The organism is Synechococcus sp. R60.1, from assembly GCF_047461835.1.
Lineage (GTDB): Bacteria > Cyanobacteriota > Cyanobacteriia > Thermostichales > Thermostichaceae > Thermostichus.
The window spans coordinates 1-26,181 of record NZ_JANSIA010000008.1; the positions used below are offsets into that span (position 1 = coordinate 1).

A 26,181-nucleotide genomic window follows, 5' to 3' on the forward strand; every position below is an offset into this window, starting at 1 on the left:
TCTGGTAGAGCAGAGCAGGCTCAGGGCTACTGAAAGCCCGCTCCGTACCGCTTAGCGGTCGGAGCCGGGTAGTTTACTTGCCCCGATCACAAGGACTTTGTCCCGCTGTCGCGAACGGTTAGGATCGCAACGCTGACTCAAACCTACACTGCACCCCCATGTTGCCATGCAGCGCCAACGCGAACACAGAGCATCGCTGGCTCTGGCGTGACCAGCCCATTCGCTACCAACAGTCGGGATCCACAGGCCCAGCCGTGTTGCTGATCCATGGCTTCGGGGCCAGCAGCGACCATTGGCGGAAAAATTTGCCGGAGCTGGGGCAGCACTGTCAGGTGTATGCGGTCGATTTGTTGGGGTTTGGGGGATCCGCCAAGCCCCTGCCGGGATCCCCTTTGCCCTACACCTTCGAGACCTGGGGATCCCTGGTGGCAGACTTTGTCCGAGAGGTGGTGGGCCAGCCAGTCTATCTGGTGGGCAACTCGATTGGGGGCATCGTGGCTTTGCAGGCGGCGGTTCTGGATCCAGCCCAGGTTTTAGGGGTAGCGATGTTGGATCCCTCGCTGCGGCTATTGCACGAGCGGAAACGGGGCCAGGTCTCCTGGCTGCGCCGCCAGTTTACCCCTTTGCTGCAATCCCTGCTGGGGTGGCCCCCCTTTGGTCGTTTCTTCTTTGCTCAGGTGGCCCAGGCTAGGGCCATTCGCAATATCCTCCTCCAAGCCTACGGGCGCAAAGAAGCGGTTACCGAGGAGCTGATCCAGCTTTTGCTCAAACCCGCTTTGGAGCCGGGGGCGGCAGAGGTCTTTTTGGCCTTTGTGCGCTATTCTCAGGGGCCTTTGGCTGAAGATCTCTTGCCTCAGCTCACCTGTCCCGTCTTGATCTTGTGGGGGGAAGCGGATCCCTGGGAACCCATTGCTCTGGGGCGGGCCCTGGCAGAGTTTCCTTGCGTGGTGGGGTTCATCCCATTGCCGGGGGTCGGCCATTGCCCCCAGGATGAAGCCCCAGAGCTGGTCAACCCGCTGCTGTTGGACTGGATCCGGGATCCCACCCGAAAACCTGAGAAAGGACTCCATTCTCTCCCCCCAGAAGAGGGGAGCTAGGAAGCGGCGCAGCAAGAGCTTCCCTGGGCTCAAGGATGGCGCGGGCTGCCCTTGGAATTCTCATAATCTACGCCCGACCAAGGTGCTCCAGTTGATCCAGGTTGGGGCCCCTCAGCCGGAATGCCTGGCCAAACCCCTGGATGAAGCTACCAGTTTTGGGGACGATCTGACAGAAGTGAAAATCCGCCAAGCCCAGGATCATCTCGGCAATCTCGTACTTGGCGCGATAGAGGGCCTCAAACCCCTGCGCTTGCGCCTCTTCGCGGCTGAGAAACTGGGCTTCTCCGCTCACCATCACCCGCGACAGGGCATGGTTACTGCGGGGATCCCCTGGCGTAGGCGGCTCGTGGATGAGTAGCGCGGCCCGGGGATCCGCCCGCAAAGCCTGGGTGTGGGCAGAAAGATCGCTGATGACAATGGCAAAGCGCAAGGGATCCCGCTGCACCACAAAAGGCACCAACGACACCGCCGGGGATCCCTGCTCCAGCACCGCCAAGCTGGCCACCGGCTGGCCATCCAGCAGCATATTTAACTGTTCCAGCACCGACATGGTTGTCCTCCAGTCCCCTTGCTATTATCAGCTCCCCTGTACTGGGACAAGAGCCACAACCCTGCTTACAGGCTGTTCCTGGCCTGGTTGAACTCTGCCCGGCAGCTCGGAACATTGGGCGTCAACAACGTTGTAAATAAAACTTTACAATCCTACGCAAAGCAAGCTACGCTGGTGAAGAAAGCACAAGGAGAACCCTATGACCCGATATCGCTCCGTTGTCGTCGAAGAAGGTGGTCGGCTGAACAACTACGCCATCGAGCCGGAAATGTATGTGGACAGCACCCCCCGCGTGGGCTTCACCGAATATGCAGAGCGCTTGAACGGGCGTTTGGCAATGATCGGCTTTGTTGCCCTGATCCTGTTTGAAGCTCTGTCCGGTACCACCCTGATTGGCTGGCTGCAGTCCCTGGGCCGATAAGCCAAAGAACGCTTCCTAGGAAGAGGGCTGTCTCTAATCGCCGATTGACTGTTCGCGATAGTGAGACGGAGTCCTCACTTTGCTGCACAGTTCTCTACAACCTGATGTGCAAACGCTAGGCAGTTGTGCGAGTGTGCAGAGAGCGGGTGGTTAAGTTTATGTTTCTAGACCCCAGCTACCGTTTGAAATGTACCCCAAGCTCTGGGGGAACTAACGCCTGTGGAGACTCCTCTGGCGGGGTGGTAGGTCTAAAACCTACCGCTAGTCAAGGGTTGCTGAAGCAGGAAGAAAGCAACAGCGCTGAGCAAAAATCTGTTCTGTTCAGTGCTGTGTAGGTCTTTCAGAGCGGCATCTCCCAGTGCAGCTCGACGTGGGTATGGCCTTCTGGGGTGCGGGTGCGATGCCAGGATCCCTTGGGTAGATAGCGGGCGATGGTGTTCATGGCCTTGCTGCCGTAGCCGCCGCTGAGGCCGGGAGCGTACTCGATACCATCGTTGACCACGGAAAGGCAGCAGTGGCGCTCCGTTTGGGCCAGCGACACCTTGACAAAGGAAGCATTGCCTTTGGGGGGTTGTACATGGGCGATGACATTGCCGATGGCCTCCCGCAAGAAGCGCAAGATGTCTTCTCGCTGATCAAACCACTCACCGGTGTTGGGCTCCTGCAGAGGTTGCAGTTGGCGCTCCACAGACAGCGTCAGGCTGCCCGCTTGGATCAGCTCGTCCAGATAGATCTCGATGCCGCGATGCAACCCCTCTCGCAAGCTGGGGGAGATGCGCAGCTTGGCGGCTAGGGTGCGCACATCGTTGAGCTGATTCCGGATCCCGCGTCCGATCCTCTCCAGTTGTTCGAGCAGGTGATCGTAGACGGCGGGGTCGGGCGACCTGCCTTGCTGCTGCTGCCATTGCAAGCTCTCCAAGTCGTCCATCACCACCTTCAACTCCTGCAGCTCCCGATCGTGAATGTCGGTGGCTACTCGGTAGAGCAGCTTGCGAGCCTGGTCAATGGCGGCCTCCTGTTCGGCTCGGCGCAGGCGCTCCAGTTCCTGTTGCTGGGCCAAGAGCCGTTCTTGATTCTCCACAATGACCAAAGTGAGCAGCAGGCTCACCCCCGTTAGCCCACTGGCCAGGGCCGGCAAGACGAGAGGCCAAACCCAACGCCCCAGCAGAAACTGGGCCACAGCCCACCCTTCGTAAACGGCAAGCCCCACCACAGGTCGCAGGAGAAACTGCTGTTGCTTCCAGCCCCAAGGGCTCAAAAGTGCTCCGCACCGCTGACGCGAACGTAGGGGGGGACGATAAAGCACCAAGAGCAGTCCCGTTCCCACTCCCAGCAGCAAAACCACCGCAGCCGCCACCCCCCCCGGCACGGATTGGTAGACCTCTCCGGTGAGCAGGCTGGAGAGGACTTGCGCCTGCAACTCCACCGCCGCAATCTGGGATCCATCCGCAGTCCGCACTGGGAAGGTCTCTGGATAGCCGCCCACAAAACCCACCAGGACAATTTTGTCCCGCAGTTGGTCGGCAACTTCGGGGTCAAGGGGAGGGATCCCTTCTTGGCCGCGGCAGGCTTGGCTGGGGTTGATCATCGGGGCAACAGACCCGGATCCTGCCTGGAGAACAGCTGGAGGGCAAACCCGTTCGATGGGGATGATGGGGATCCCGTGCTGGGATCCGAGGGGGTTGAATTGGATCGGCTGCAACCCCCGCTCGCGAAACCAGCGGCTAGCCCGCTCCGGGTCGTATTTGGCAAAAGCCAGAGCCTCGACCGAGGCGAACATCTGCTCCTCTTGGCTGTCGCGGCGCAGGTAGAGCCCCCGCAGCTGGGCCTGGCGCAGGATCCCGGCACTGTCTACCCGATGTTGCACCACCCCCTGCACATGTTCTGGCGGCACCAAGTACTCCAGCCGCAGGGAAGAAAAGGGCAGGAAATGGTTGTAGATGTTAATCTCGGAGCGGCCAAAGCTCTCGCTGCTGCGGGTGGCCAAGACCAAGCGATCTGGGTAGCGCTGTACCACCTGACGTAGAGGGGCATCTAAGTTCTCGTTGCCCAGGTTTTGCGGCACCACAAAGCTGCTGGGCAGGTTCAGCACCACCACCCTGGCCTTGGCTTCTTCCAATAGACGCAAGGTCAGGCCGGCGTAGTTGGCCCGTTCCAGAAGAAAGTCAACCTTTTGGCCAAGGTGCTCCGCACCGCTGTCGCGATCGAGTCCTATACGACCATCAATGCCGACGATCACCACCTCGGGAGAGGGCTGCTGAGGGCCACGCCAAGCGTACAGCCACTCCTGGGCGTCGCTCTCCATCCGCACCAACAAAGGATGCTGAGCAGAAAGGTTAAGCAGAGCAGCCCAACCCAAGCCCCAAGCCAACGCCCAGCCCAGCCGCCGCCGGGAGGGGGACAGTCGAGCTGGAGAAGTATAGCCTTGGCCAACGAGAAAGGGAGGGACGGGATCCGGCATATTGCAAAGGGCTTTGCACCGCTGACGCGACCACACGAACGGCAGTGCAGACGCGAGCCAGCTAAAAAGCGCTCCGCACCGCTGTCGCGATGGAGTTTTCTCTGCCATTTTGGCCGCTGCCGGCGGCTGTCGAGGGGATCCCTGGCCCCCCCGTTGCTGGGGGAAAACCGCAGCCTCAGTGGTGATGGTTGCGCACCCGCGCTGCTTCCTCAGGGCTAATGCCGAGGCGAGTGAGGTTGATGCGGCCTTTGTGATCGATGCTGCGCACCTTGACCACCACCTCATCCTCCACAGCCACCTCATCTTCCACCCTGCCGACGCGGTACTCCGCCAGTTGCGAAATGTGGATCATGCCTTCTTTGCCGGGCAAAAACTCCACAAAAGCGCCGATGGGGATGATGCGGGTCACCTTGCCCAAATACACCTGCCCCTCTTCCACCCGCCGCACCAGATTTTCGATCATCTCCCGAGCGGCTTCGGCTTGCCCCCCCACCGAGGAAGACACGGTGATCGTGCCATCGTCGCTGATGTCCACCTTGGCCCCCGTCGCTTCGGTGATGCCGCGCACCGTCTTGCCGCCAGGGCCGATAATCTTGCCGATATCCTCGGGATCCACCTTGAACGTGAGCAGACGGGGAGCTGTTTTGGCCAACTGGGGTCGAGGGGCGGCAATGGTCTCCAGCATCTTGTCGAGGATGAACTCGCGCCCGGCCTTGGCTTGCCGAATGGCCTGCTCCACCACGTCAACGGTGATGCCGGTGATTTTCATGTCCATTTGCAAAGCAGTGATCCCCGCCCGCGTACCGGCCACCTTGAAGTCCATGTCCCCCAGAAAGTCCTCGATCCCCTGGATGTCGGTGAGGATGCGCACCTCGTCCCCCTCCTTGATAAGACCCATGGCCACCCCGCTGACCGGCGCTTTGATCGGCACCCCAGCATCCATCAGAGAAAGGGTAGAGCCACAGACGGATCCCATCGAGGTGGAACCATTGGAGGAGAGCACTTCCGACACCACCCTCACCACGTAGGGAAACTCCTCTTCCTTGGGCAGCACCGGCACCAAGGCCCGCTCCGCCAGCGCCCCATGACCGATCTCCCGCCGTCCCGGCGAGCGTGAAGGCCGCGTTTCTCCCACCGAAAAGCCCGGAAAATTGTAGTGGTGCATGTAGCGCTTCTCATCCACCGGGTGCAAGTCGTCCAGCTCCTGGGCATCGCCGGGGGTGCCGAGGGTGGTAATGGAAAGGACTTGGGTGAGGCCGCGATTGAACAAGGCACTGCCGTGAACCCTTGGGATCAAACCCACCCGGCAAGAGACCGGTCGCACCTCGTCCAGCTTGCGTCCATCCACCCGCACCCCCTCTTGCAGGATTTGCTGGCGCATCAGCTTCTTGAGCAGAGCCTTGAACTGGTTGTCCAACTCTTTGGGGTTTTCCAGAAGATAGAGCCGCAAGGGATCCCCCTCTGGCCGTTCCTGGATTTGGGCCTCCAGCTTGGCCTTGAGCTCCTCCAGTTGTTGTTCCCGGCTGGTCTTGTCCAAAAACTGCCTGAGAATGGAGCGAATGCCCTCCTGAGCCTGCTCTTCCACAAAAGCAATCAGCTCCTCGTTTTTGGGGGGAGGGGGCAGCTCTACCGGGGTGATGTTGAGATCCGCCAGGACTTGCTGTTGGGCTTTGAGCAGCTCCTGGATGGCCTCAAAACCAAACTCGATGGCCTCCACCACATCCTTTTCCGGCAGTTGGTTGGCCCCGGCTTCCACCATGATCACGCCATCGGCACAGCCGGCCACCACCAGATCCAGATCGCCCGCCTCAATTTCGGCATAGGTGGGGTTGAGGATAAATTCATCCTTGACCAAGCCCACCCGCACCGCCGCCACCGGGCCGTTGAAGGGGATGCGAGCACCGTGAATGGCCAACGAGGCTCCCAAAATACACAACACATCGGGCGGCACCGTATCATCTACAGAGAGGGTGGTGGCCACCACCTGCACATCATCCCGCAGCCATTCTGGGAACAACGGACGAATGGGTCGGTCTATTAAGCGAGAGATCAAAGTGGCCCGTTCCGGTGGCCGGCCTTCTCGCCGCAGATATCCCCCTGGGATCCGCCCCGCTGCGTAGAGGCGCTCTTCGTAATCGACCAACAAGGGCATAAAATCAACGCCAGGCCGGCCTGGCTGCCGTGTGGCGGTAACCAAAATCGAGGTTTCGCCCGAAGTCAGCCAAACCCCACACCCTGCCTGAGGGGCCATCAGCCCAATATTGATGTCAATTTCCCGCCCATAAAAGGAAATCGACCGAGTGTATTCTGCCATGTAACGCTTCGCCTTCTTTTTTTCTTGCCGCTATCGTAGCATTCTCCTTTTGCTCCTTTTCAGCCCCCGCTGACCGGAGGGATCAGAACGACTTCGTCTCCCGCCGATAGGGGAGTGTCGGCAGCTACAAAATTGAGGTTGAGACCGAAGCGCGTTTGGGAGCGCCAAGGAGCCAAGCTGGGGTAGCGCTGGATCAGTTGATCGCACAGTTGCCCGACGGTGGTACCGGGGCTCACCTGCAGGCACATTTCAGTTTGTCCGATCACTTCTTGATAGATGGCAAAGAGCTTCAGCGTGATGGAAAAAAGCTCATCGGGGGCTGGATTTTGGGCAGCAACCATCGACAGTGCTCCCACCTGCTTTGAACGGTCTTGTAAACCATCTTGGGCAAGCTTGGGCCTGGCCGTCCACCAGAATCCTCTGCCCATCTCCTACTCATCAGGGATCCCTACAACCCCAGAAAAATCGGCTCTGGAGAAGCGAAAAAATACCCGCCTCCTAGATCCCGGTGAGGGGTTGGGGCGTCGCCCAAACAAAACTGTTCTTTTAGCTCTGGCCGGGGATCCGGGGCAAGGCTAGGGTAGGCCAAAAGCTTGCTTGGCAGCCAACCGGCTTCTGTGCTGATGCTAGAGCCACTGACCCCCTCCCAAATCAGGGCCTACTTGGATCGGATCGGCTACGTTGGCTCCACCCAGCCCACCCTGCAAACCCTCCGCCAGATCCACCGAGCCCACCTGCTGAGGGTGCCGTTTGAAAATCTGGACATTCATCGGGGTCGCGCCATTTGCCTGGAGCGGGATTTCTTGTTCCAAAAAATCGTCCGAGAGCGGCGGGGCGGCTTTTGCTTTGAGCTGAACAGCCTGCTGGCCGCTGCCTTGCAGGGAATGGGGTTTTCGGTACACCTGCTCTCAGGACAGGTGAGCCGCGCCGTTCGCGCTACTCCGACGGAGTCCGATGTCCGCTTTGGACCTGAGTGCGACCACTTGGCTGTGCAGGTGAACATCGGCGATGAAGCCTGGCTGGCAGATGTGGGGTATGGGGAGGCCTTTCGCGAGCCGTTGCGGCTGGGGGATCCCGGGATTCAAGCCCAGGCTGAAGGACGCTACCGCCTCACCCCTTGGCCAGGGGATCCCACTGCTTGCCGTTATTGGCTCATTCAGCAGGAACAGCCGGATCGCACCTGGAAAACTCTATTTCTTCTGGATCGGATCCCACGCTCCCTGCAGGAGTTCGAGCCCATGTGCCACTTTCACCAAACTTCGCCAGAATCGATGTTTACCCGGCTGCGCCTTTGCACCCTGGCCACTCCGACCGGACGGGTCACCCTCACCGCCCGCGCCAATGGCTCTTTCAAGTGGATCGAGACCACCCCAGAAGGCCGCTGGGAACGCCCTCTCAAGGACGAGAAAGAGTATGAACAACTGCTCGCTTGCGCCTTCGGGATCCACCTTTCTCCATCTCCTTCTGCCGCCGAGGAACGCAGGGAAAACAAGCCAAATGGCAATTTAACAGAGCCCACCCCAATCTCCCCCGAGCCAGGTTAGAACCCCTGCCAGTTAATGTCAAAATAGTAAGGCAATGTTTCGTTATCTCAGTAACCGTTATGGATGCTGCCGCGGTCGCTGCGTTTGATGGCCAAGCTTTGGATCACGTACTCATTTTCGACACCACCCTGCGAGACGGGGAGCAGTGCCCCGGCGCCACCCTCAACACCGAAGAAAAGCTGGCCATTGCCCGGCAGTTGGCCCGGCTGGGCGTCGATATCATCGAAGCGGGATTTGCCTATGCCAGCCCTGGTGACTTTGAGGCCGTGCAGAAGGTGGCCGAGCAGGTGGGAACCCCCGATGGCCCTGTGATTTGCAGCCTGGCCCGTGCCCTAAAGCCGGACATTGAGGCCGCCGCCGCCGCCCTGAAGCCTGCTGCCAAGCCCCGCATCCACACCTTCATCTCCACCTCAGACATTCACTTGAAGTATCAGTTGCGCAAAACCCGCGCCGAAGTGCTGCAAATTGCCGAGGAGATGGTGGCCTACGCCAAGTCCTTCGTGGACGATGTGGAGTTCTCCATGATGGACGCCACCCGCTCCGATCCCGAGTTCCTATACCAGGTGATTGAGGCGGCCATTCGGGCGGGGGCTACAACCATCAACATCCCCGATACCGTCGGCTATGTCATGCCGGAGGAGTTTGGCCAACTGATCAAGGGCATCCGCGAAAATGTGCCCAACATTAAGCAAGCGATCCTTTCCGTGCATGGCCACGACGATCTGGGCGTCTCGGTGGCCAACTTCTTGGAAGCGATCAAGCAGGGCGCACGTCAGGTGGAAGTGACGGTCAACGGCATTGGTGAGCGGGCCGGCAACACAGCGCTGGAAGAGTTGGTGATGGCCCTGCACGTGCGGCGCAGCTACTTCAACCCCTACTTCGGCCTGCCGGTGGACTCCGAGAAGCCTCTCACCCACATCAAAACCCAGGAGATCTATCGCACCTCCCGCCTGGTCTCTAACCTCACCGGCATGTTGGTGCAGCCCAACAAGGCCATCGTCGGCTCCAACGCCTTTGCCCACGAATCCGGCATCCACCAGGACGGCATGTTGAAGAACCGCCAGACCTACGAGATCATGGACGCCCAGACCATCGGCCTGCAATCGAGCACCTTGGTGTTGGGCAAGCACTCGGGCCGCAATGCCTTCCGCACCCGCCTGAAAGAACTGGGATTCGAGCTGTCGGAGCAAGATCTGAACAGAGCCTTCTTGCGCTTCAAAGAACTGGCCGACAAGAAAAAAGAAATCTCCGACCTGGATCTGGAAGCGATTGTTAACGACGAAACTCGCCCGGTGCCGGAGCTCTATCGCCTGGAGCATGTGCAAGTGGTGTGTGGCAATCGGGAAGCTCCCACCGCCACGGTGCGGCTGGTAACCCCGGAAGGAGAAGAGCGGGTGGACGCTGCTGTGGGCACAGGCCCGGTGGATGCGGTGTACAAGGCCATCAACCGCATCGTCAATATCCCCAACAAGCTGATCGAGTTTTCCGTCCAATCGGTTACCGCTGGCATCGACGCCATTGGGGAAGTCACCATCCGCCTGCGCCACGAAGACCGCATCTTTTCCGGCCATGCCGCCAACACCGACATCATTGTCGCTTCTGCCCAAGCCTATATGAATGCCCTCAACAAGCTCTACTCTGCGCTGCATGCGGCGCGCTCCACTCCTGAACAACGGGAGGCCGCCACACAAAAAATCTAAAGGTGCTCTGCACCGCTGGTGCGAACGCTTTGGGGGCTGCCAGAAGGGATCCCGTCCGCAAACACCCGCCCGATCACTTCCTCAATGGGCGGGTCGGTTACCGTTAGATCCAGCACCTCCAGCTCCGCCAACAGCTTCGCCACCGTCTGGGTAAGCTGCTCCCGCTGCACCCAAAGCCGCGCCTCACAGCCGCCGGCCTCTCCATCCGTGCGCACCTCTCCATACAGCTGCAGTTGAGCCACAGGGCAAGGGCGGGCCAATTCCAACTTCACCTCTCGGTAGGGGGCAAAGCGCTCCAGCAGCCCCTCGAGGTCGCCATCGTAGATGAGCTGCCCCGCGTTGATGACCAGCACCCGTTGGCACAGCGCAGTAATATCGGCCATGTAATGGCTGGTCAACAGCACCGTTGCTCCGTAGCGGCGGTTGTAGTCCCGCAGAAATTGCCGCACACCGGCCTGAGCGTTGACATCCAACCCCAAGGTGGGCTCGTCCAAAAACAAAATCTGCGGGCGGTGCAACAGAGCCGCCAACAGCTCCGCCTTCATCCGCTCCCCCAGCGAGAGCTTGCGCACCGGTTGCTTCAGCTTGCTTTCTAGGTCGAGCAGCTCTGCCAGCTCCCCCACCCGAGTTTGAAACTCTTTTTCGGGGATCTCGTAAACGGCAGCGTTGATGCGCAGAGAGTCCATCGCCGGCAGATCCCAGATGAGCTGCTGCTTCTGTCCCATCACCAGGGTGATCTGCCGCAAAAAAGCCGGCTCCCGGCGGTAGGGCACATGGCCGACCACCTGCACCGTGCCGCCGGACGGATAGATTAAACCGGTCAACATCTTGAGGGTCGTGGTCTTGCCCGCCCCGTTGGGCCCCAAGAATCCCACCATCTCCCCCGGCTGAACTTGAAAGCTCACGGACTGCACCGCCGGGATGTAGCGATAGGTGCGACGAAAAAAGTGGCGCAAGGTGCCAACCACTCCGGGATCCTTGACGGCCACTGGATAAACTTTGCTCAGGTTGTGGGCGGCAATGATTGGCTCCAACCGGGTCGGAACATCAGTTGACATCTGTCCTTACCCCCACGAAATAGCCAGACCCGCTACCCCAACCCCAAGGGCAAATCTTCTGGAGCTGGGCATACCGGATCTGGAGAGGGCTATTCTCAGTATCTGAGGGAAAGGAACGACTGGATAGGGGAACTACAACAGTCCTACATCCATCCCGGGCTTACCCGTGGCCAGCTCCACCTTCAGGATGCGGCCACCCGATTTCTGGATGCGCTGCTGCTCCCGAAACCAGTTGTCGTAGGGCACCAGCTTGGTGAAGTAGGTATTTTGCAGCTCCCGCTGAGTGCGAATCCGGGTTTGGCTGGGCACACAGGCCGTGATCTTAAACATGCGCATGATATGGGATCCCTGCTCAACAACGAAATGGGCTATCTCGACCAGCAGAACAGGCGACTCACCTCAGAAAGCTCGCGTACCGCAGATAGCACACCAGATCCCTGTGGCAAATCGCCCGTCGTGCTCGTTGGACAATGAACCTCACGCCGAGGCAATGACGCTGGCAGTTAGCTCAGGCCAGAGCAGATGTAATCGAAGTACACCCCCATTTCCTTGCCGGCATCGGCACCCACCAGAGCGGCAGTCACTTCTTTCATGGCTTGGATGGCCTGGATGGTGGCCCCAATGGGTACCCCCAGCGAATTGTAGGTTTCCTTGAGTCCGTTCAGCACCCGCTCATCCAGAATAGAGGGATCCCCGGCCAGCATGGCGTAGGTGGCATAGCGCAGGTAGTAGTCCATGTCGCGGATGCAAGCGGCATAGCGACGGGTGGTGTACATGTTGCCACCGGGACGGGTGAGATCGGAGTACAGCAACGCCTTGGCAGCAGCATCCTTGACGATGGTGGAGGCATTGGCCGCGATGGTGGCAGCCGCCCGCACCCGCAGCTCGCCTGTGGCGAAGAAGGCTTTCAACTTCTCCATGGCCGAGCTGTCCAGATACTTGCCTTGAACATCGTAGCTGTTGATTACAGCAGTAATTGCGTCTTGCATGATGAGCTTCCTAAATCCAAATCGACGAACAGCAAAGGGTTGTGCGGCAAAAACAATGAGGGATTAGCTCATTGCCCCCACCACAAAGTCGAAGTAGTAGCCGGCTTCAGCCGCATCGTCAGGAGAGAGCAGACCCATGGCCACCTGCTTCATTTGACGAATGCTCTCGGCCACCGCCGGAATGGGTGTGCCCAAAGAGTTGTACATCTCGCGAACACCCACCAGGCCGATCTCTTCGATTGGGGTGACATCGCCGGCAATGACACCATAGGTGATCAGGCGCAGGTAGTAGTCCATATCCCGCAGGCAAGTCGCCGTCATCTCTTCCCCGTAGGCATTGCCCCCCGGAGAGACAATGTCAGGGCGCTTCTGGAAGAGCTGGTCGGCAGCTTGTTTGACGATGCGCTCACGAGACTCGGTTAAGACTTGAGCAATGCGCAACCGCTTCTCACCCGAGGCAACAAAGGACTTGATCCGATCCAGTTCCCCCGGGCTGAGGTAGCGGGCCTCCGCGTCCGCGTTCACAATCGATTTCGTAACAACACTCATGGATATCCATCCTCAAGTCGATTTTTTAAAGAGTATGACGAGCATACCCGCAAGCTATTTTCCGATATGCTTGCCGTCTGCCATCTCAGATCTTCACACTTCTTAAAATCTCTCCCAGAAAAGGGACAGTCCCATTCCCGCCCCGACAGGGCAGTTCCCTCCCCAAAGTCCGGCAAGAGAGGGGCTACAATCTCACTTAGACTCACTTAGAATGAAGGCTGAGTCGCCAGGGGATCCCTGCAGGCTTGGTTTAAGACATGCGTTGAGGTTGCGATGACGGATGCCTCTGGGTCAGAACGATTGAAGCGAGCGAAAGGTATTTCTGAGGGTACGCCCTCATCTCTGCCGGATCACCTCATCCGGGCCACGGCGGCAGAAGGCAAAATCCGAGTGGTGGGCTTGGTGGCCACCCAGGCGGTACAAGAGGCAAGGGAGCGGCACAAGCTCTCCTATGTGGCGACAGTGGCCTTGGGGCGGGCCATGAGCGCAGCCCTGTTGCTGGCGGCCAACTTGAAGCGACGCCAGGCGCGGATTAACCTGCAACTGAAAGGGAATGGCCCCTTGGGCAACATCTGGGTGGATGCCGGCTTGGATGGCACGGTACGCGGGTATGTGAGCAACCCCGCCATTGAGCTTCCTCTCACTGCCGAGAGCAAGTTGGATGTGGGCCAAGCCGTTGGGCGCTATGGCTACCTCCATGTGCTGCGGGATCTGGGGTATGGCCAGCCTTACACCAGCGCGGTGGAGCTGGTTTCGGGAGAGGTGGGAGACGACATCACCTACTACCTCTCCTCCTCAGAGCAGATTCCCTCGGCAGTCCTTCTGGGAGTAAATCTCGACTCACAGCGGGTACGCGCCGCCGGCGGAGTGTTGTTGCAGCTGATGCCAGGGGCGCCGGCCAGTCTGATCCCAGAGATGGAAGCCCGTTTGGCCAAAGTGGAAGAATTTAGCCCGATGTTGGCTGGTGGCGGCGGCTTGCGGGAGCTGTTGCAAATCTGCCTGGGCGACTTGGATCTGAAAATTGCGCCGGAAATGCGCACCATCCGCTTCTACTGCAAGTGCAATTCCGACCGGGTGAAGGGGGCTCTGCGCATGCTGGGGCGGGACGAGTTGCTCGATATGATCCACACCGACAAGGGGGCAGAAGCGGTTTGCCAATTCTGCAACGAGGTCTACCGCATCTCGGAAGACGAGCTGCGCTCGATTGTGGCGGAGATGTCGGCCACCCCCTGATGGCACAATGATGGCCAACTACGGGATCCCGATTCTGACACCTCTCGATGTTGTCTGAGCCCCCGGTTGAGTTGGTTGAATTATCGGTTGTTGTCCCCTGCAAAAATGAGGCGGACAACCTGGAACACCTGTTCGAACGCCTGCAACTTACCTTGGAGCCGCTGGGGATCCCCTACGAGATTATCTGCGTCAACGATGGCAGCCAAGACAACACGCTGGAAAAGCTCATTGCCTTCCATCGTCGGGATCCCCGTATCAAAGTGGTGAACCTTTCCCGTTGCTATGGCAAGGAGATCGCCCTTACTGCCGGCCTCGATCACGCCTCTGGTCGAGCTGTTGTTCCCATCGATGCCGACTTGCAAGATCCGCCGGAGCTGATCCCGGAGATGCTGCAGCAGTGGCGGCAGGGCTATCAGGTGGTTTATGCGGTGCGCCGCAGCCGCCGCGGGGAGAGCTGGCTAAAACGCTTTACAGCCAACGGCTTCTATTGGTTGATTGATCAACTCAGCCAGGTGCGGATCCCGCGCAATACGGGGGATTTTCGACTGCTGGATCGGCAGGTGGTGGAGGCAGTTAAACAGCTGCGAGAGCGCACCCGCTTTATGAAAGGGATCTTTGCCTGGGTGGGCTACCGGCAAACGGCCATTTTTTACGATCGCGCCCCCCGCTTTCGCGGCAAAACCCAGTGGAACTACTGGCGGCTGTGGAACCTAGCCATAGAAGGCATCACCTCTTTTAGCTCTTGGCCGTTGCGGGTGTGGAGCTACATAGGGTTGGCGATCTCGGTTCCAGCCTTTTTGTATGGCCTTTTTCTCATCATCCGCACCTTGCTCTTTGGCTCCGATGTACCTGGCTATGCCTCTTTAGCGGTGATGATCTTGTTTTTGGGCGGGATCCAGCTGATCAGCTTGGGCGTGATTGGCGAGTATTTAGGCCGCGTTTTTGAAGAAGTGAAAGGCCGCCCCCTCTACCTGGTCGATGGCACCTTTGGGTTTGAGACCCCACGACCTTCCCCTGCCCTAGATTCAGTACCTACGCAAAAGCTAGGATGAAAAGTCATCTTTCAGAGTTTTGGATCCCGAGGCAACATAACTTTGGTACTCGCGTATAAAGATATCTTTCATCTCTTCTGGAGATAGCTGGATCCCTTGGATTTTGGCGCGGGCGATGGCCTTCATCAGCTCGATATAGGCCAGGCCCAGAGAGAGAGTGAGGGTGGCTGCCGTAGTGGATTGGATAGCGCTGCCTACAATCCCCGAGCCGGGAATCATCTTCAGCAAGTTGGACACAATCGTTCGCCCGATTGCTGTTGTAATTGTAGTGCCTGCCAAAGCGGCTATCAAAGAGTAGTAAAAAGAAGGGGAAGCCTCGAAGCCAAAAATAAAGCTGATATTGGCAATCATGCCTGCTTGGGCTGTAACCAACAGAGGGGCATCTGCAAAGGGAAGGGGCACTGCCCCGATAAACGCTGCACTGGCCACATAGCCTGATACGTACTTAAAGGCAGCCTCGGCTTTGAGATCCACCCGCAGCAATTGCTGGCGGATAAAGGCAAGGCGAGCCACTTCCGGCAAAAGCTCTAGCGTGCAGCCAATTAGGTGCTCCAGCCCGTGGGCAGGAATGGTAATTTGCCGGTTAATCGCCTTGTTGCGGGCCAAAACGGGAACAATGTAGCGGACAGGCAAATTTTGATGCTGCAAATACCGGAAAAACTCGCTCTCTTCAGGATTGGGATATTCCAAGCATTGGGTTAAGACCAAGATGACGGGAACGTCTTTGAGTTCCAACTCCTTTAGCCATTTGCGTTCAACTTCCTCCAACCGCTTCAGTTCGTGGTGGAGGCAGTACCAAACAAGATGGATGTGATGTTCAGGATCCTTAAAGCGCAGCTCCTCGATAAGCTGGGAAACCTCCAGGCGAACTTGCTGATTCTGTTCACCGTCTAGTTCCATGCCAGGTGTATCGTAGATGGTGATTGGGCAACCTGGCTTGGAATACTGACGAATGTGGCGGGTGACGGGGCTGCCAACACCGGTACGGGCCAGCTCATCTCTAAACACTGCATTGATCAAGGTGCTCTTGCCCACCCCGCTTTTGCCAATGACCAGGATGTTGCAGTGGCCCAACTCTGTCTGCGCCTCTAGGAGGTCCTTCTGTAGTATCTGAGACACCGAATTCCAGAAAGACTTAAAGGCTTCTGGCTTCTCGAGAGATTCAGAAGCTTCTGGGATGCCTCGGGCACGGTCAACAATTTGGCGGGTTAGGTCAGTCAGTTTCTCTAAGAAGGATGGGCTTTTCTGAGACATGCTTCTTGCTTCTTCCCCTAAGGCCGATAGCCCCACAAAGGTAGTTCAGGGCGGATCCTACTGCCAAGTTTCTTCCGATACCGGAGACTGACCTAGCCAAGAGCCAATCTGTCTGCGCCCTGATCCCACTCCAAAGGGATCTGCAACAACGGGCTTATTGAGAGTTATTCACAAGAGCCATTTTCTGCACTATGCTAGATTTGGAGATAAACACCCAAGGATCCCAGGCCCGTTGTGGCGGGCGCTCTAGGATTCACAGCTCCTTTTAACTTGTGCTGGAGAGTTTTATGTCCGAAACTTCAACCCTGCGCCAGTCTTTCAACAGCGTGCGCGACAATCCTGTCTTGCTTGGCACTGAGATAACCCAGCCGGTTTGCGAGGGGATGAACGCCCTGCTGGCCAGCTTCCAGGGGCTGTACTTGCAGTACCAAAAGCATCACTTCGTGGTAGAAGGCACTGAGTTCTATCCGCTGCACCAACTCTTCAAAGATCACTACGAGCAGGCGAGGGAGCATGTCCACGACCTGGGAGAACGCCTAGAAGGGCTGGGAGGTGTGCCGGTAGCCAGCTTTGCCACCTTGGCCCAGCTTTGCTGCTTTACCCCTGAGCCGGATGGAGCTTTTGGGGCGCGGCAAATGTTAATGAACGACCTGGCGGCAGAGCAGGCCATCATCGATCTGCTGCGGCGACAGGCAGCCCAGGCGGAGAGCCTTGGGGATCGGGCCACTCGCTACCTCTACGAGCAGATCCTGTTGAAGACAGAGGATCGCGCCTTCCATCTCCATCACTTCCTGGCCAACGACAGCCTGGTCTTTGGCTTGATGAACGGCAGAGCCTAGCCAGAAGGTCCACAGGTGGGCTTGAGCCTGCCTGGTTTCCGACCTCTGGCTTTTTTTTGAAAGGCTATTGAGAATTTGTTTCATCTCTTCACTATTCTTTACTCTGAGGTGCTGATCCCGGCCATGAACCCCGTCTTTCTGGACTCTGAGCGCGGCTATCTCTTGAACATTCCTCTGGGCGAGCGCTGGCGCGTTGGTCGGCGGCTGATGGAATTGGGGATCCCGGCAGTTTGTACGGGAGATGGCCGTCTGCGGGTGGAGGCGAGTACTCCATTGGCCGTTCTACAGGTGCGCAGTGTGATCCGTCAGCACACAGCGCGGCGACAGGAGTTATTGGATGGCCTAGAGGTTTGTTGGCAGCTCAACACAGAGGCTGGGGGTCAAGATGAGCAAGTTCCCTAAGCAAGGGATCCCGTTTGAGTCGGAAGGCCGGTTTTTGGGATTTCTTCCCGATAAGGATGGCAAGCTCAAGTACCTGCGTTGGCAGGCTGGGGCTGACATTTTTTCCGGCAAGATCCCCAAGCCCCTGCGTTCTGCCCTCTACCGCACCCTCAAACCTGGAGACACCGTGCAGATCTGTGGGGAGCGGGAGGTGGATTCGCACAAAGGGCGAGAGAAGTGGGTGCTTTACCGGGTGGTTCCCCTCGGAGAGAGGGCGGGGGGTTTGTCTTCGGCTTCTGGGGCTGAGGCAGCTTCCGAACCGGTTGCTCCAAACATCACAGATATCAAAGGAGATATCAAAGGTACAGACATCAAAGGTAAGGTGCTGGTCTGCCAGAAATCCGACTGTTATCGGCGTGGGGCCGGAGCGGTGATGCAAGCCCTGAACGCCCACTTGGCCGCCTACTCTGGTTCGATTTGCGTGCAGGGGGTGGGCTGCATGAAAGATTGCAAACGGGGCCCCCATGTGGTGTTTATGCCCGACAAAGCCCGTTATAGCGGCGTTTCCCCCCAAGGGATCCCGGATCTGTTGGAGCGGCATTTTGCCATTGCGTCGCGGGTACAGCAGGTTGAGACAGCGGCTTCTTCCCAATGCCCACGCTGACCCTCCATCGGCGAACGGCTCTGTGGGGCGGGCACGAGTGATTTTCCTTCTGCAGAGGAGCCGCTTTGGGTTGGTTTGAGACAGATTCCTTTCTTTTTCCCGGTGGTGGGCTGCAATTGACTGCCCTTGCCCCCCGGGAGAGGAGAGCCAACACAATCACACAGGTTGCTGCAATCGGAAATGAATGGTGCAAAGGGTGCAGCAGTAGACCTGGGGAGAGCGAGATCCCGATTGCCAGCTGGTGGAAGGGATCCCTCCTGTGTGATGCTACAGACAGAGGCAGGCTAGGGGAGGGAACAAACCTTGCGGGTGGGGATCATCGGCACCGGCTACGCAGCTCGCTCACGGGCCGAGGCCTTGCGCAAAGATGGGCAAGTGCAGATTGTCGCTGTTGCCGGTCGAGCTCCCGACCGGAGCGATGCTTTTGCCGCCGAGTTGGGGGCCGTCGCCTATTCGGACTGGTCTTCTCTGTTGGGCGAGCAGCGGCTGGATCTGGTTTTTGTCAGCACCATCAATCGGGATCATGCCGCCATTGCCCGTGCTGCTCTGGAGGCAGGGATCCACACCGTCGTGGAATATCCCCTCGCCCTCAGCGCTGCCGAAGCGCGTTCCTTGGTGCAATTGGCAGCCGAGCGGCAAGTGCTGCTGCACGTCGAACACATCGAGCTAATTAGCGGCGTTCACCGGTTGCTGAAACAAGAGCTGGAAGGGTTGGGCAAGCTGTTTGCCGTTCGCTACATCACTCTCACCGCCACCCACCCCGCCCCCGATCGCTGGACCTATCGGCCTGAGTTGTTTGGCTTCCCCCTCATGGGGGCTGTTTCTCGCATCCACCGCTTGGTGGACTTGTTGGGCAAGGTGGAACGGGTGAGCTGCCAACTGCGCTACGACGGGCCGGATCTGCCCCACCGCTACAGCAGTTGCTACTGCACAGCCCAGCTGAGTTTTGCCAGTGGGTTGCTGGCGGTGTTGACCTATGGCAAGGGGGATTCCCTGTGGTGCTCGCAGCGGCTACTGGAGTTCCACGGTCAACGGGGGGGCCTATTGATCAACGGCGAAGAGGCAACGTTGCTGCGGCCCGGCAGCGCCCACCCTCTAGAGACGGGATCCCGCCACGGCCTGTTCGAGCAAGACACCCGCATGGTGCTGGATCACCTGCGCCACGGCAGACCCCTCTATATCCATACTGAAAACATGCTCCACGCCCTGGCGGTGGCCGAGGCAGCCGAGCGATCTGCCCAAACCCAGCAGGTGGTTTGCGTTCAGGATTGGCCCTAAGGGAAGTCCCTCTCCCCTTGAGAGAGGGGAGCTACGCAATGGGGAGTTTCACTGGGATGTTATGGTCATTTCAGGTTAAGGTGAGACGCCTGGGCTGCTGATCGCGCCAGCGGGACGGAGTCCTTGATAAAGCCCTATAGCCTGCTGCACTCAGAGTTTTAGGTGTGGGTGCAGTGCCCTAGTTTAATTGAAATGACCATACTGGCAATACAGGGATCCCTGAAAATAGACAGGATGGCGGGGAAGGCTGGTCATGATTGAGGCAGGGACAAGCGTCTTGAGGCGGATGTTGGGCGTCTACGGCAGCTCCAAGATGGGCGTCCTGCTGCTGTTGGGATTTTCTTCGGGTTTGCCGCTGCTGTTGATCAACACCACCTTGAATGCTTGGCTGACCCAAGCGGGCTTGACCACCATTGCCATCGGCTTGTTTAACCTGCTCAATTTGCCCTACTCCTTCAAGTTCCTGTGGTCGCCTGTTCTGGATCGATTTCTGTTGCCGGCACCGGGATCCCTGCGGGGCAGTCGGCGGCGGGGGTGGATGGCCCTGACCCAGGTGCTGTTGCTGCTCAGCATAGGGCTACTGGGTTTTCAGGATCCGACCCAAACCTGGCTGGAAGCCTTGGGATGGGAAGAGCTGTCCCAGACTTGGCCGGGCATCACAGTTTTCACCCGCCCGATCTTTCTGGTGGGGTTGCTGGTGGCTTTTTTGAGCGCCTCTCAGGACATCGCGGTGGACGCTTACCGTACCGATATCTTGGCAGAGCGGGAGATGGGGGCAGGGGTAGCCATTTTCGTATTTGGCTACCGCATCGCGCTGTTGGTCAGCAGTGGCGTGAGCTTGATCTTGGCGGACTATTTGCCCTGGTGGCAGGTGTACGGGATCATGGCGCTGCTGATGTTGATCGGGTTGATTACCTCGTTTTTGGCCCCTGAGCCGGAAAACAGCGCCCTCAAGCCTACCTCTTTGCGGGCGGCTATCCTCGAGCCATTTCAATCTTTCTGGCGGCATCGCCTGGCCTGGGCAATCCTGCTGTTTGTGGTCTGCTTCAAGTTGCCGGACAGCTTGGCAGGGCAAATGACCCCTACATTTTTGTTGCAGACGGGATTTAGCACCAGCGATCTGGGCATTATCCGCAGTTGGATAGGCTTGTTGGCCACCTTGGCTGGGGCTTTTGTGGGGGGGGAGTGGGTCAGCCGCATCGGCACCTACCGCTGCCTGTTCATTTTCGCAGCCTTGCAAGGGATCGGCAATTTGGGCCTGGGAGCGATTGGGTTGGTGGGGCAAAACTATCCGCTGCTGCTGGGGGCAACCGTTTTCGACAACATGGCCGGGGGCATGGGCACGGCTGCTTTTCTGGCTTTTTTGATGAGCCTTTGCGATCGGCAATTTAGTGCCACCCAGTATGCTTTGCTCACCAGTGTATTTGCCGTGGGGGGAACCTTGGCCGGGGCTGTGTCAGGCTATTTGGCGGCTGCGGTCAATTGGCCTTTGTTTTATTTGATTACAGCGATGACAGCCGCTCCGGCAATGGTGATCCTGCTGTGGCTCGGCCCCCCTTCATCGCCTGCAACCCCGGCCACAACCGCATCTGAACCGTAACTGCCCCACCGCAAATCCGGTTCTAATAGCCTTGCCTTGAACGCAACAAGGATGGCCGCCTACAGCGCAGCCCCGATTTTGGCCGCCAGATCCACCAGCCGCGCCGCATAGCCGTACTCGTTGTCATACCAGGAGAGCACCTTCACCGTGCGATCCCCTAAGGTCATGGTGGATCCCAAATCCACAATGGAAGAGTGGGGATCCCCGACAATATCCGCCGATACGATCTCCGGTGGAGCAATGGCCAGGATGCCGCGCAGCGGGCCTTCTGCAGCCTCGACAAAGGCTTGGTTGACGGCTTCTCTGGTGATGGGCTGCTCGGTACGCACCACAAAGTCCACAATCGAGCCGGTCAAGGTGGGCACCCGCAACGCCAGGCCATCCATCTTTCCTCTCAGGGCGGGCAAAACCTCGGCCACTGCCGTGGCAGCCCCAGTGGTGGAAGGCACAATCGACACCGCTGCCGAGCGGCCCCGCCGATAATCTTTGGGATCCGGGCGATCCACAATTGCCTGAGTGGCGGTATAGGCATGGCAAGTGGTGAGAAAGCCGGTCTCGATGCCGAAGCGATCCAACAAAACCTTGGCCAGCGGCGCCAAGCAGTTGGTGGTGCAGGAAGCATTGGAGATGATGTGATGCCGCTCTGGGTCGTATTGGTCATCGTTGACCCCCATCACCACCGTCAAGTCGGGGCCTTTGGCAGGAGCAGAGATGATCACCTTTTTGGCCCCGGCTTCCAGGTGTTTGGCCGCCCCCTCTCGTTTGGTGAACAAGCCGGTTGATTCCACCACCAGGTCAACCCCTAGATCTTTCCAGGGCAGTTGTGCCGGATCCCGCTCTGCCAAAACCCGGACTTTCAGGTGGTTGCCGATTTGCAGATGCCCGTCCACCGCGCTCACGGTTTGGGGAAGGCGCCCATAGGCCGAGTCGAACTGGAGCAGATAGGCCAAGTTGTCGGGTTCGGTCAGGTCATTGACTGCCACCACCTCCAGCTCCCGAGCTGGCTGAGACAGCAGCACCCGCAAGAAGGCCCGCCCAATGCGACCAAATCCGTTAATGGCTACCCGTGTGGTCATCGCAATCCTCCGGTATCAGTTTATACGATGGATCAGGGGACGCGGCATGGGAGACGCTGCCCCCCTAGGGATAGGGTAGAAGAAGAACGGGATCCCCATCGCTTTTGCACCCAAGATCTCCAGATTTGCCACTGGGACTCACCCAAGAAGTTGCCGGCAGAAGGGAAAAGTAGGAATGAAGGTATTGCTGACCAACGATGACGGCATCGAGGCTGCCGGGCTGGCCAACCTCAAGTTGGCCCTCAACTCTCTCATCCCGGAAGAACACTGTTGGATTGTGGCCCCCCACCAGCAGATTTCCGGCTGCAGCCACCAGGTGACGACGGGGCGACCTTTTCGAGCCTTGGCCCGCGGCGAGCGCACCTTTGCCGTCGAGGGATCCCCTGCCGACTGTGTGCGGGTGGCCCTATTCAAGCTGGCCCCAGCGGTGGATTGGGTGCTTTCCGGTATCAACGAGGGGGGAAATCTTGGATCGGATGTGTATCTGTCGGGAACGGTGGCGGCGGTACGGGAAGCAGCGATGCGCGGGATCCCGGGAATTGCCATTTCCCAATACCGAGCAGGGGGCCAACCCATCGACTGGGAGCAAGCCCAGCGGTGGACGCGGGAAATCTTGGCGGAGCTGATGGAACAACCCCTGCCCAGGGGGGCGTTTTGGAATGTGAACCTGCCCCACTTGCCCGCCGGATCCCCTCTGCCGGAGCGGGTCTATTGTCCCCTCTGCACCCAACCCCTGCCGCTCGATTATGCGGTGGAAGCCGAGGGAAATGGGGCAGAGTCGCTGTGGTTTCGCTATCAGGGCCGCTATGCGGAGCGCGCTCGGGATCCCCAAACCGATACCGACATCTGCTTCTCCGGTCGGGTGGCCATCACCCAAGTGCAACTGGCCAAGGACTCCGTCCCGCTAACGCGACCAGGCGTTTCCGCTGGGGGGGGTAGAAGCCAGGTTGCGGGCAATGGTTCTCAGCCGTTGCAGCCGTAGCGCCGTCAGGATATCGGTGGGATCCAGCTTCAGAACCTGTTCTATGGCATCTGCCAGGTGTTGAGCGGCCTCCTGTCGGGTGTAGCCGCGAAACTGAGCACGGCGCAGGGCAAATTCATCGGCGTCGAAATGGGCGCTCTCCCGGTTCAGGTTTTGCCAGATCTGCCGGACGGAGAGAGCCGTAATGCCACCTGCCAACAGAGCGGAAAAGGGGTGCTGCAAAGAGAGCTCCGCCACGGTGGTGATGCCCCCCATCAAGGCCAGCGATTGGTAAAACCCCGGCTGCAGCCAGTTGCGGTTGCCCAGCCATCCCACCTCCCGCAGAAACAACAGATCCCGCTGCGGCTGAGGGATCCCTTGCCAACGGCGAAAATCGATGGCGATGGTGCCCTGGGGCTGCCAAGGGGCTTTGCGGCGGGAGATGAGCATGGCTTCACCCCCGAAGTGGGGAACGACGCTGATCAAGGGTCGGAAAGAAGCGGGGAGCAGATCCCGCAACCGTTCGGTTTCTTCTTTTTCAAAGGATTTGAAATCTGGGCGGCTGTTCATGGCCTCACCTGTTAGTGGCATTGAGGCGGGGAGCCCGCCTGAACACGGGCGCTGTTCCGGCCCCAGACACCCCAGCCTGTGCAGAACCGATGCGAGGTTAGTCTATCGCATCTCCAGGCTGGCCGTGGAACTCTGGCCGTGGAACTCTATAGGTGGAACCCTGTAGGTTTCAAAGATCCCAATCCTAGGTTGCGTAGACTGGGAAGGCAAGCCTACCCGTCTTACCTACTCGTCTTAAATCCGAGACCATGACCTTCCCAGCTCAGCCAGAACCCCAAGTGCTCCGTACTGCTGACGGGAATGAGCAGAGTATCAACAGCCCCCTTTACACCTACGCCTTCTTCCCGCAGCCAGCTCCAGAACTTTTGCCCTTCATCCGGCAAACCGAGGGGATCCATCGGTCGGTGCAGGTGTTCTCCCCGACAGGCAGCCGAATTGCCGCTGCTGTGGAGCCGATGCCGGATCCGGAGTCGCTGCAAGTCTCGGATGAGGTGTTGGTGCGTTCTGCCCTGCGCCACGACCAGGTGATCTGCCGACTGTTCGCCCAGATGCCGGTGCTGCCCCTGCGCTTTGGCACCTGCTTTTTCTCAGCAGAAAAGCTGGGATCCCATCTGCTGTCCCGGCAGACGGAGTACGAACAAGCCCTCGCAGCCATTGGGGGGCGGGCCGAGTACTGTCTCAAAGGAAGGGTTCAACCTCAGCCCCAACCGGAGCCACAGCCCTCCCTAAGCGGGACGGCCTATCTGTTGGCCCGCAAGCAAGCCTATCTCCAGCAACGACAGGCCCAAGAGCAGCAAGAGCAGGAGCAGCAAGCCCTACAGCAGCTTTGGCCTTCCACCTGGCCTGTGCAAAGGGGGGATCCCCAACCGGGAGAGGCCTTGCGGCTCTACTTTTTGCTCACCCCTGCCGAGTGGGAAGCCGCCGCTCAGCTCACCCAAACCTGGCTGGATCAGCACCCCCATTGGCAACTGGATTGGAGCGCCCCTTTGCCCCCTTATCACTTTGTCCGTGCCTTACGGGATTCTCTGGCGGACAAGTGTATAGATCCCAACTAAGGACGCCGTCCTGCTAGCGCGAACAAAGTGCTCTGCATGCGGATCATGGTCGCGTTAGCAGAGCGTGGATCCAAGCGTGATAATGGTGAGGGGATCCCGTCCGCTTCCTGTTTGCATTGGCGAGGCGGAGCCCTCACAGGGCAAAGGACTCCGTCCCGCTAACGGGAACAGCAGGCAAAAGGAAGAGTTGTGGTCTAAAGCGCTATGCGCCGCTACCGCGAACGAGTTGGGCTATTGGGGCTGGGCACGGTTGGCACGGGTGTTGTGCAAATTCTGCAGCAACCCCGGCATCCTCTCTTGCAGTCGGTTGAGATTGCGGCGGTGGGGGTGCGCTCTTTGGACAAGCCACGGCAAGTGCGGATCCCGCCTGAGCGCCTGACCACCAATCTGGAGCAAATCGTGTCGGATCCGGAAATCGACGTGGTCATCGAGCTGATGGGGGGCTTGGAGCCGGCCCGCAGCTTGATCTTAAAAGCCCTTGACCACGGCAAACCGGTGATCACGGCCAACAAAGCGGTGATCGCCCGCCACGGGGAGGAGATCTTTCAGGCGGCAGCCCAAGCCAAAGTCTCGGTGCTCTTGGAAGCGGCAGTCGGGGGCGGGATTCCGATTCTGCAGCCCTTGCAACAGTCCCTGCAGGCCAGCCACATCCAGGCGGTCTGGGGCATTGTGAACGGTACCACCAACTTCATCCTCAGCCAGATGACCCAGGCGGCCAGCTCATTTGAGGAAGCCCTGGCCCTGGCCCAGGCCCACGGCTACGCCGAAGCGGATCCCAGCGCCGATGTGGAAGGGTGGGATGCCGCCGACAAGATCGCCATTTTGGCCAGCCTTGCTTTCGGGGTGTCTGTGAAGCGGGAAGCCATCCCCTGCGAAGGGATCCGCGGCATCAGCCCCACCGACATTCGCTATGCCCGCGAGTGGGGCTACACCTTCAAGCTCTTGGCCATCGCCCAAAGGGCCAACTCTGGCGGGGAGGCAGCGAAGATGGCCTTGGACATCCGAGTTCACCCCACCCTTCTGCCCTCTACCCACCCCTTGGCCAACATCAACGGCGTGGACAATGCCGTCCTGGTGCAGGGGGATCCTTTGGGGCAGGTGGTGCTGTCGGGGCCGGGGGCGGGGCGGGGGCCGACTGCCAGTGCCGTTGTTGGCGATCTGCTGACCCTGATTGCCCACCGGCAAACGGGGGCTGATGCCCCCAATCCGCTGTGGGGATTCTCCTGCTTCCCCGCTGCCGCCTCTTTGATCCCTCTCTCGGAATTGGAGTCGGAGTTTTACGTGCGGGTGTTGGCTCAGGATCAGCCGGGGGTAATGGGGGCGATTGGCACCTGCTTCGGTCGCCACCGGGTTAGCCTGGAGAGCATTACCCAAAAGGAATGTCACCAAGAGCAGGCGGAGATTGTGATTCTCACCCACACCGTCCGGGAGGCCGACTGCCGGCAGGCGCTGGCCGAGATCCAACAACTGCCCCAGGTAGCCGGGATCCCCAGCCTATTTCGGGTGCTGCGCTAGCTGCTATAGATCCAAAATGC

Annotated in this window: 25 protein-coding genes; 14 read left to right on the forward strand and 11 right to left on the reverse strand. The window is 59.0% G+C overall.

Features of this window, described 5'->3' with window-relative positions:
- Nucleotides 1-158: 158 nt before the first annotated feature.
- Nucleotides 159-1,097: an alpha/beta fold hydrolase gene (locus NW834_RS02300; RefSeq protein ID WP_414399941.1), complete on the forward strand. Its 939-nt coding sequence runs from the start codon at nt 159-161 to the stop codon at nt 1,095-1,097.
- A 67-nt stretch (nt 1,098-1,164) separates the two neighbouring features.
- Here the strand turns inward: NW834_RS02300 and NW834_RS02305 are convergent, their stop codons facing one another.
- Nucleotides 1,165-1,647 (reverse strand): pyridoxamine 5'-phosphate oxidase family protein, encoded by a 483-nt coding sequence (locus NW834_RS02305; protein WP_414413990.1) that lies wholly within the window; start codon nt 1,645-1,647, stop codon nt 1,165-1,167.
- Nucleotides 1,648-1,846: 199 nt separating this feature from the next.
- Here NW834_RS02305 and NW834_RS02310 point away from each other — a divergent pair, with 199 nt between their 5' ends.
- Complete coding sequence (locus NW834_RS02310; RefSeq protein WP_414413991.1) at nt 1,847-2,068, forward strand: high light inducible protein; 222 nt, start codon at nt 1,847-1,849, stop codon at nt 2,066-2,068.
- Nucleotides 2,069-2,408: 340 nt separating this feature from the next.
- On the opposite strand, the gene NW834_RS02315 is transcribed toward NW834_RS02310, so the two are convergent.
- The 3 genes from NW834_RS02315 to NW834_RS02325 all read right to left on the reverse strand — a co-directional run bounded on the left by NW834_RS02315 (nt 2,409) and on the right by NW834_RS02325 (nt 7,184).
- Nucleotides 2,409-4,529 (reverse strand): CHASE2 domain-containing protein, encoded by a 2,121-nt coding sequence (locus NW834_RS02315; protein WP_414426207.1) that lies wholly within the window; start codon nt 4,527-4,529, stop codon nt 2,409-2,411.
- 175 nt (nt 4,530-4,704) lie between these two features.
- Nucleotides 4,705-6,843, reverse strand: coding sequence for a polyribonucleotide nucleotidyltransferase (locus tag NW834_RS02320; protein WP_414349690.1), 2,139 nt, complete (start codon nt 6,841-6,843; stop codon nt 4,705-4,707).
- Nucleotides 6,844-6,902: 59 nt separating this feature from the next.
- On the reverse strand, nt 6,903-7,184 hold the full coding sequence (locus tag NW834_RS02325; RefSeq protein ID WP_414408120.1) for a MoaD/ThiS family protein: 282 nt from the start codon (nt 7,182-7,184) through the stop codon (nt 6,903-6,905).
- Between the two features lie 282 nt (nt 7,185-7,466).
- Here NW834_RS02325 and NW834_RS02330 point away from each other — a divergent pair, with 282 nt between their 5' ends.
- Nucleotides 7,467-8,387 (forward strand): arylamine N-acetyltransferase family protein, encoded by a 921-nt coding sequence (locus NW834_RS02330; protein WP_414419454.1) that lies wholly within the window; start codon nt 7,467-7,469, stop codon nt 8,385-8,387.
- A 59-nt stretch (nt 8,388-8,446) separates the two neighbouring features.
- Nucleotides 8,447-10,087, forward strand: coding sequence for a 2-isopropylmalate synthase (locus tag NW834_RS02335; protein WP_414373361.1), 1,641 nt, complete (start codon nt 8,447-8,449; stop codon nt 10,085-10,087).
- Here NW834_RS02335 and NW834_RS02340 read toward each other — a convergent pair.
- The 4 genes from NW834_RS02340 to NW834_RS02355 form a co-directional block, all read right to left on the reverse strand.
- Complete coding sequence (locus tag NW834_RS02340) at nt 10,084-11,145, reverse strand: ABC transporter ATP-binding protein (RefSeq protein ID WP_414373362.1); 1,062 nt, start codon at nt 11,143-11,145, stop codon at nt 10,084-10,086. The genes NW834_RS02335 and NW834_RS02340 overlap by 4 nt on opposite strands.
- Nucleotides 11,146-11,277: 132 nt before the next feature.
- A complete protein-coding gene (locus tag NW834_RS02345) occupies nt 11,278-11,481 on the reverse strand; it encodes a phycobilisome linker polypeptide (RefSeq protein WP_414373364.1) in 204 nt (67 codons plus the stop codon).
- 167 nt (nt 11,482-11,648) lie between these two features.
- Complete coding sequence (apcB, locus tag NW834_RS02350; RefSeq protein WP_414373367.1) at nt 11,649-12,134, reverse strand: allophycocyanin subunit beta; 486 nt, start codon at nt 12,132-12,134, stop codon at nt 11,649-11,651.
- A gap of 63 nt (nt 12,135-12,197) precedes the next feature.
- Nucleotides 12,198-12,683, reverse strand: a complete 486-nt coding sequence (locus NW834_RS02355) for an allophycocyanin (RefSeq protein WP_414331342.1) — start codon at nt 12,681-12,683, stop codon at nt 12,198-12,200.
- A 342-nt stretch (nt 12,684-13,025) separates the two neighbouring features.
- Between NW834_RS02355 and hslO the strand changes: the two genes are divergently transcribed.
- Together hslO and NW834_RS02365 are read left to right on the forward strand one after the other, a co-directional pair.
- The gene (hslO, locus tag NW834_RS02360; protein ID WP_414328989.1) at nt 13,026-13,916 is read left to right on the forward strand and encodes an Hsp33 family molecular chaperone HslO; all 891 of its coding nucleotides are present in this window, start codon (nt 13,026-13,028) and stop codon (nt 13,914-13,916) included.
- Between the two features lie 47 nt (nt 13,917-13,963).
- Complete coding sequence (locus NW834_RS02365) at nt 13,964-14,968, forward strand: glycosyltransferase family 2 protein (protein WP_414349686.1); 1,005 nt, start codon at nt 13,964-13,966, stop codon at nt 14,966-14,968.
- Here NW834_RS02365 and NW834_RS02370 read toward each other — a convergent pair.
- A complete protein-coding gene (locus NW834_RS02370; RefSeq protein WP_414419453.1) occupies nt 14,960-16,087 on the reverse strand; it encodes a YcjF family protein in 1,128 nt (375 codons plus the stop codon). The genes NW834_RS02365 and NW834_RS02370 overlap by 9 nt on opposite strands.
- A 422-nt stretch (nt 16,088-16,509) precedes the next feature.
- Between NW834_RS02370 and NW834_RS02375 the strand changes: the two genes are divergently transcribed.
- From NW834_RS02375 to NW834_RS02395, 5 genes are all read left to right on the forward strand, one after another.
- Nucleotides 16,510-17,061 (forward strand): Dps family protein, encoded by a 552-nt coding sequence (locus NW834_RS02375; protein WP_414343201.1) that lies wholly within the window; start codon nt 16,510-16,512, stop codon nt 17,059-17,061.
- A 123-nt stretch (nt 17,062-17,184) separates the two neighbouring features.
- Nucleotides 17,185-17,463 carry an Asr1405/Asl0597 family protein gene (locus NW834_RS02380; RefSeq protein ID WP_414419452.1) on the forward strand — a complete coding sequence of 93 codons (279 nt, stop codon included), beginning with the start codon at nt 17,185-17,187 and terminating at the stop codon, nt 17,461-17,463.
- Complete coding sequence (locus NW834_RS02385; protein ID WP_414426208.1) at nt 17,447-18,106, forward strand: (2Fe-2S) ferredoxin domain-containing protein; 660 nt, start codon at nt 17,447-17,449, stop codon at nt 18,104-18,106. The genes NW834_RS02380 and NW834_RS02385 overlap by 17 nt, the downstream gene beginning before the upstream one ends.
- Before the next feature lie 309 nt (nt 18,107-18,415).
- Complete coding sequence (locus NW834_RS02390; RefSeq protein WP_414419456.1) at nt 18,416-19,384, forward strand: Gfo/Idh/MocA family protein; 969 nt, start codon at nt 18,416-18,418, stop codon at nt 19,382-19,384.
- 313 nt (nt 19,385-19,697) lie between these two features.
- Nucleotides 19,698-20,984: an AmpG family muropeptide MFS transporter gene (locus NW834_RS02395; protein WP_414419293.1), complete on the forward strand. Its 1,287-nt coding sequence runs from the start codon at nt 19,698-19,700 to the stop codon at nt 20,982-20,984.
- Between the two features lie 59 nt (nt 20,985-21,043).
- Here the strand turns inward: NW834_RS02395 and gap are convergent, their stop codons facing one another.
- Complete coding sequence (gap, locus tag NW834_RS02400) at nt 21,044-22,060, reverse strand: type I glyceraldehyde-3-phosphate dehydrogenase (protein ID WP_414419292.1); 1,017 nt, start codon at nt 22,058-22,060, stop codon at nt 21,044-21,046.
- A gap of 175 nt (nt 22,061-22,235) precedes the next feature.
- Between gap and surE the strand changes: the two genes are divergently transcribed.
- Nucleotides 22,236-23,042 carry a 5'/3'-nucleotidase SurE gene (gene surE / locus NW834_RS02405; RefSeq protein ID WP_414419291.1) on the forward strand — a complete coding sequence of 269 codons (807 nt, stop codon included), beginning with the start codon at nt 22,236-22,238 and terminating at the stop codon, nt 23,040-23,042.
- Here surE and NW834_RS02410 read toward each other — a convergent pair.
- Nucleotides 22,965-23,591, reverse strand: a complete 627-nt coding sequence (locus NW834_RS02410) for a DUF3318 domain-containing protein (protein WP_414419290.1) — start codon at nt 23,589-23,591, stop codon at nt 22,965-22,967. The two genes, surE and NW834_RS02410, sit on opposite strands and share 78 nt — an antisense overlap.
- Before the next feature lie 248 nt (nt 23,592-23,839).
- Between NW834_RS02410 and NW834_RS02415 the strand changes: the two genes are divergently transcribed.
- Both NW834_RS02415 and NW834_RS02420 read left to right on the forward strand, forming a co-directional pair.
- The gene (locus tag NW834_RS02415) at nt 23,840-24,646 is read left to right on the forward strand and encodes a GvpL/GvpF family gas vesicle protein (RefSeq protein ID WP_414419289.1); all 807 of its coding nucleotides are present in this window, start codon (nt 23,840-23,842) and stop codon (nt 24,644-24,646) included.
- Nucleotides 24,647-24,850: 204 nt separating this feature from the next.
- Nucleotides 24,851-26,161 carry a homoserine dehydrogenase gene (locus NW834_RS02420; protein ID WP_414330247.1) on the forward strand — a complete coding sequence of 437 codons (1,311 nt, stop codon included), beginning with the start codon at nt 24,851-24,853 and terminating at the stop codon, nt 26,159-26,161.
- The last annotated feature ends 20 nt before the right edge of the window (nt 26,162-26,181 follow it).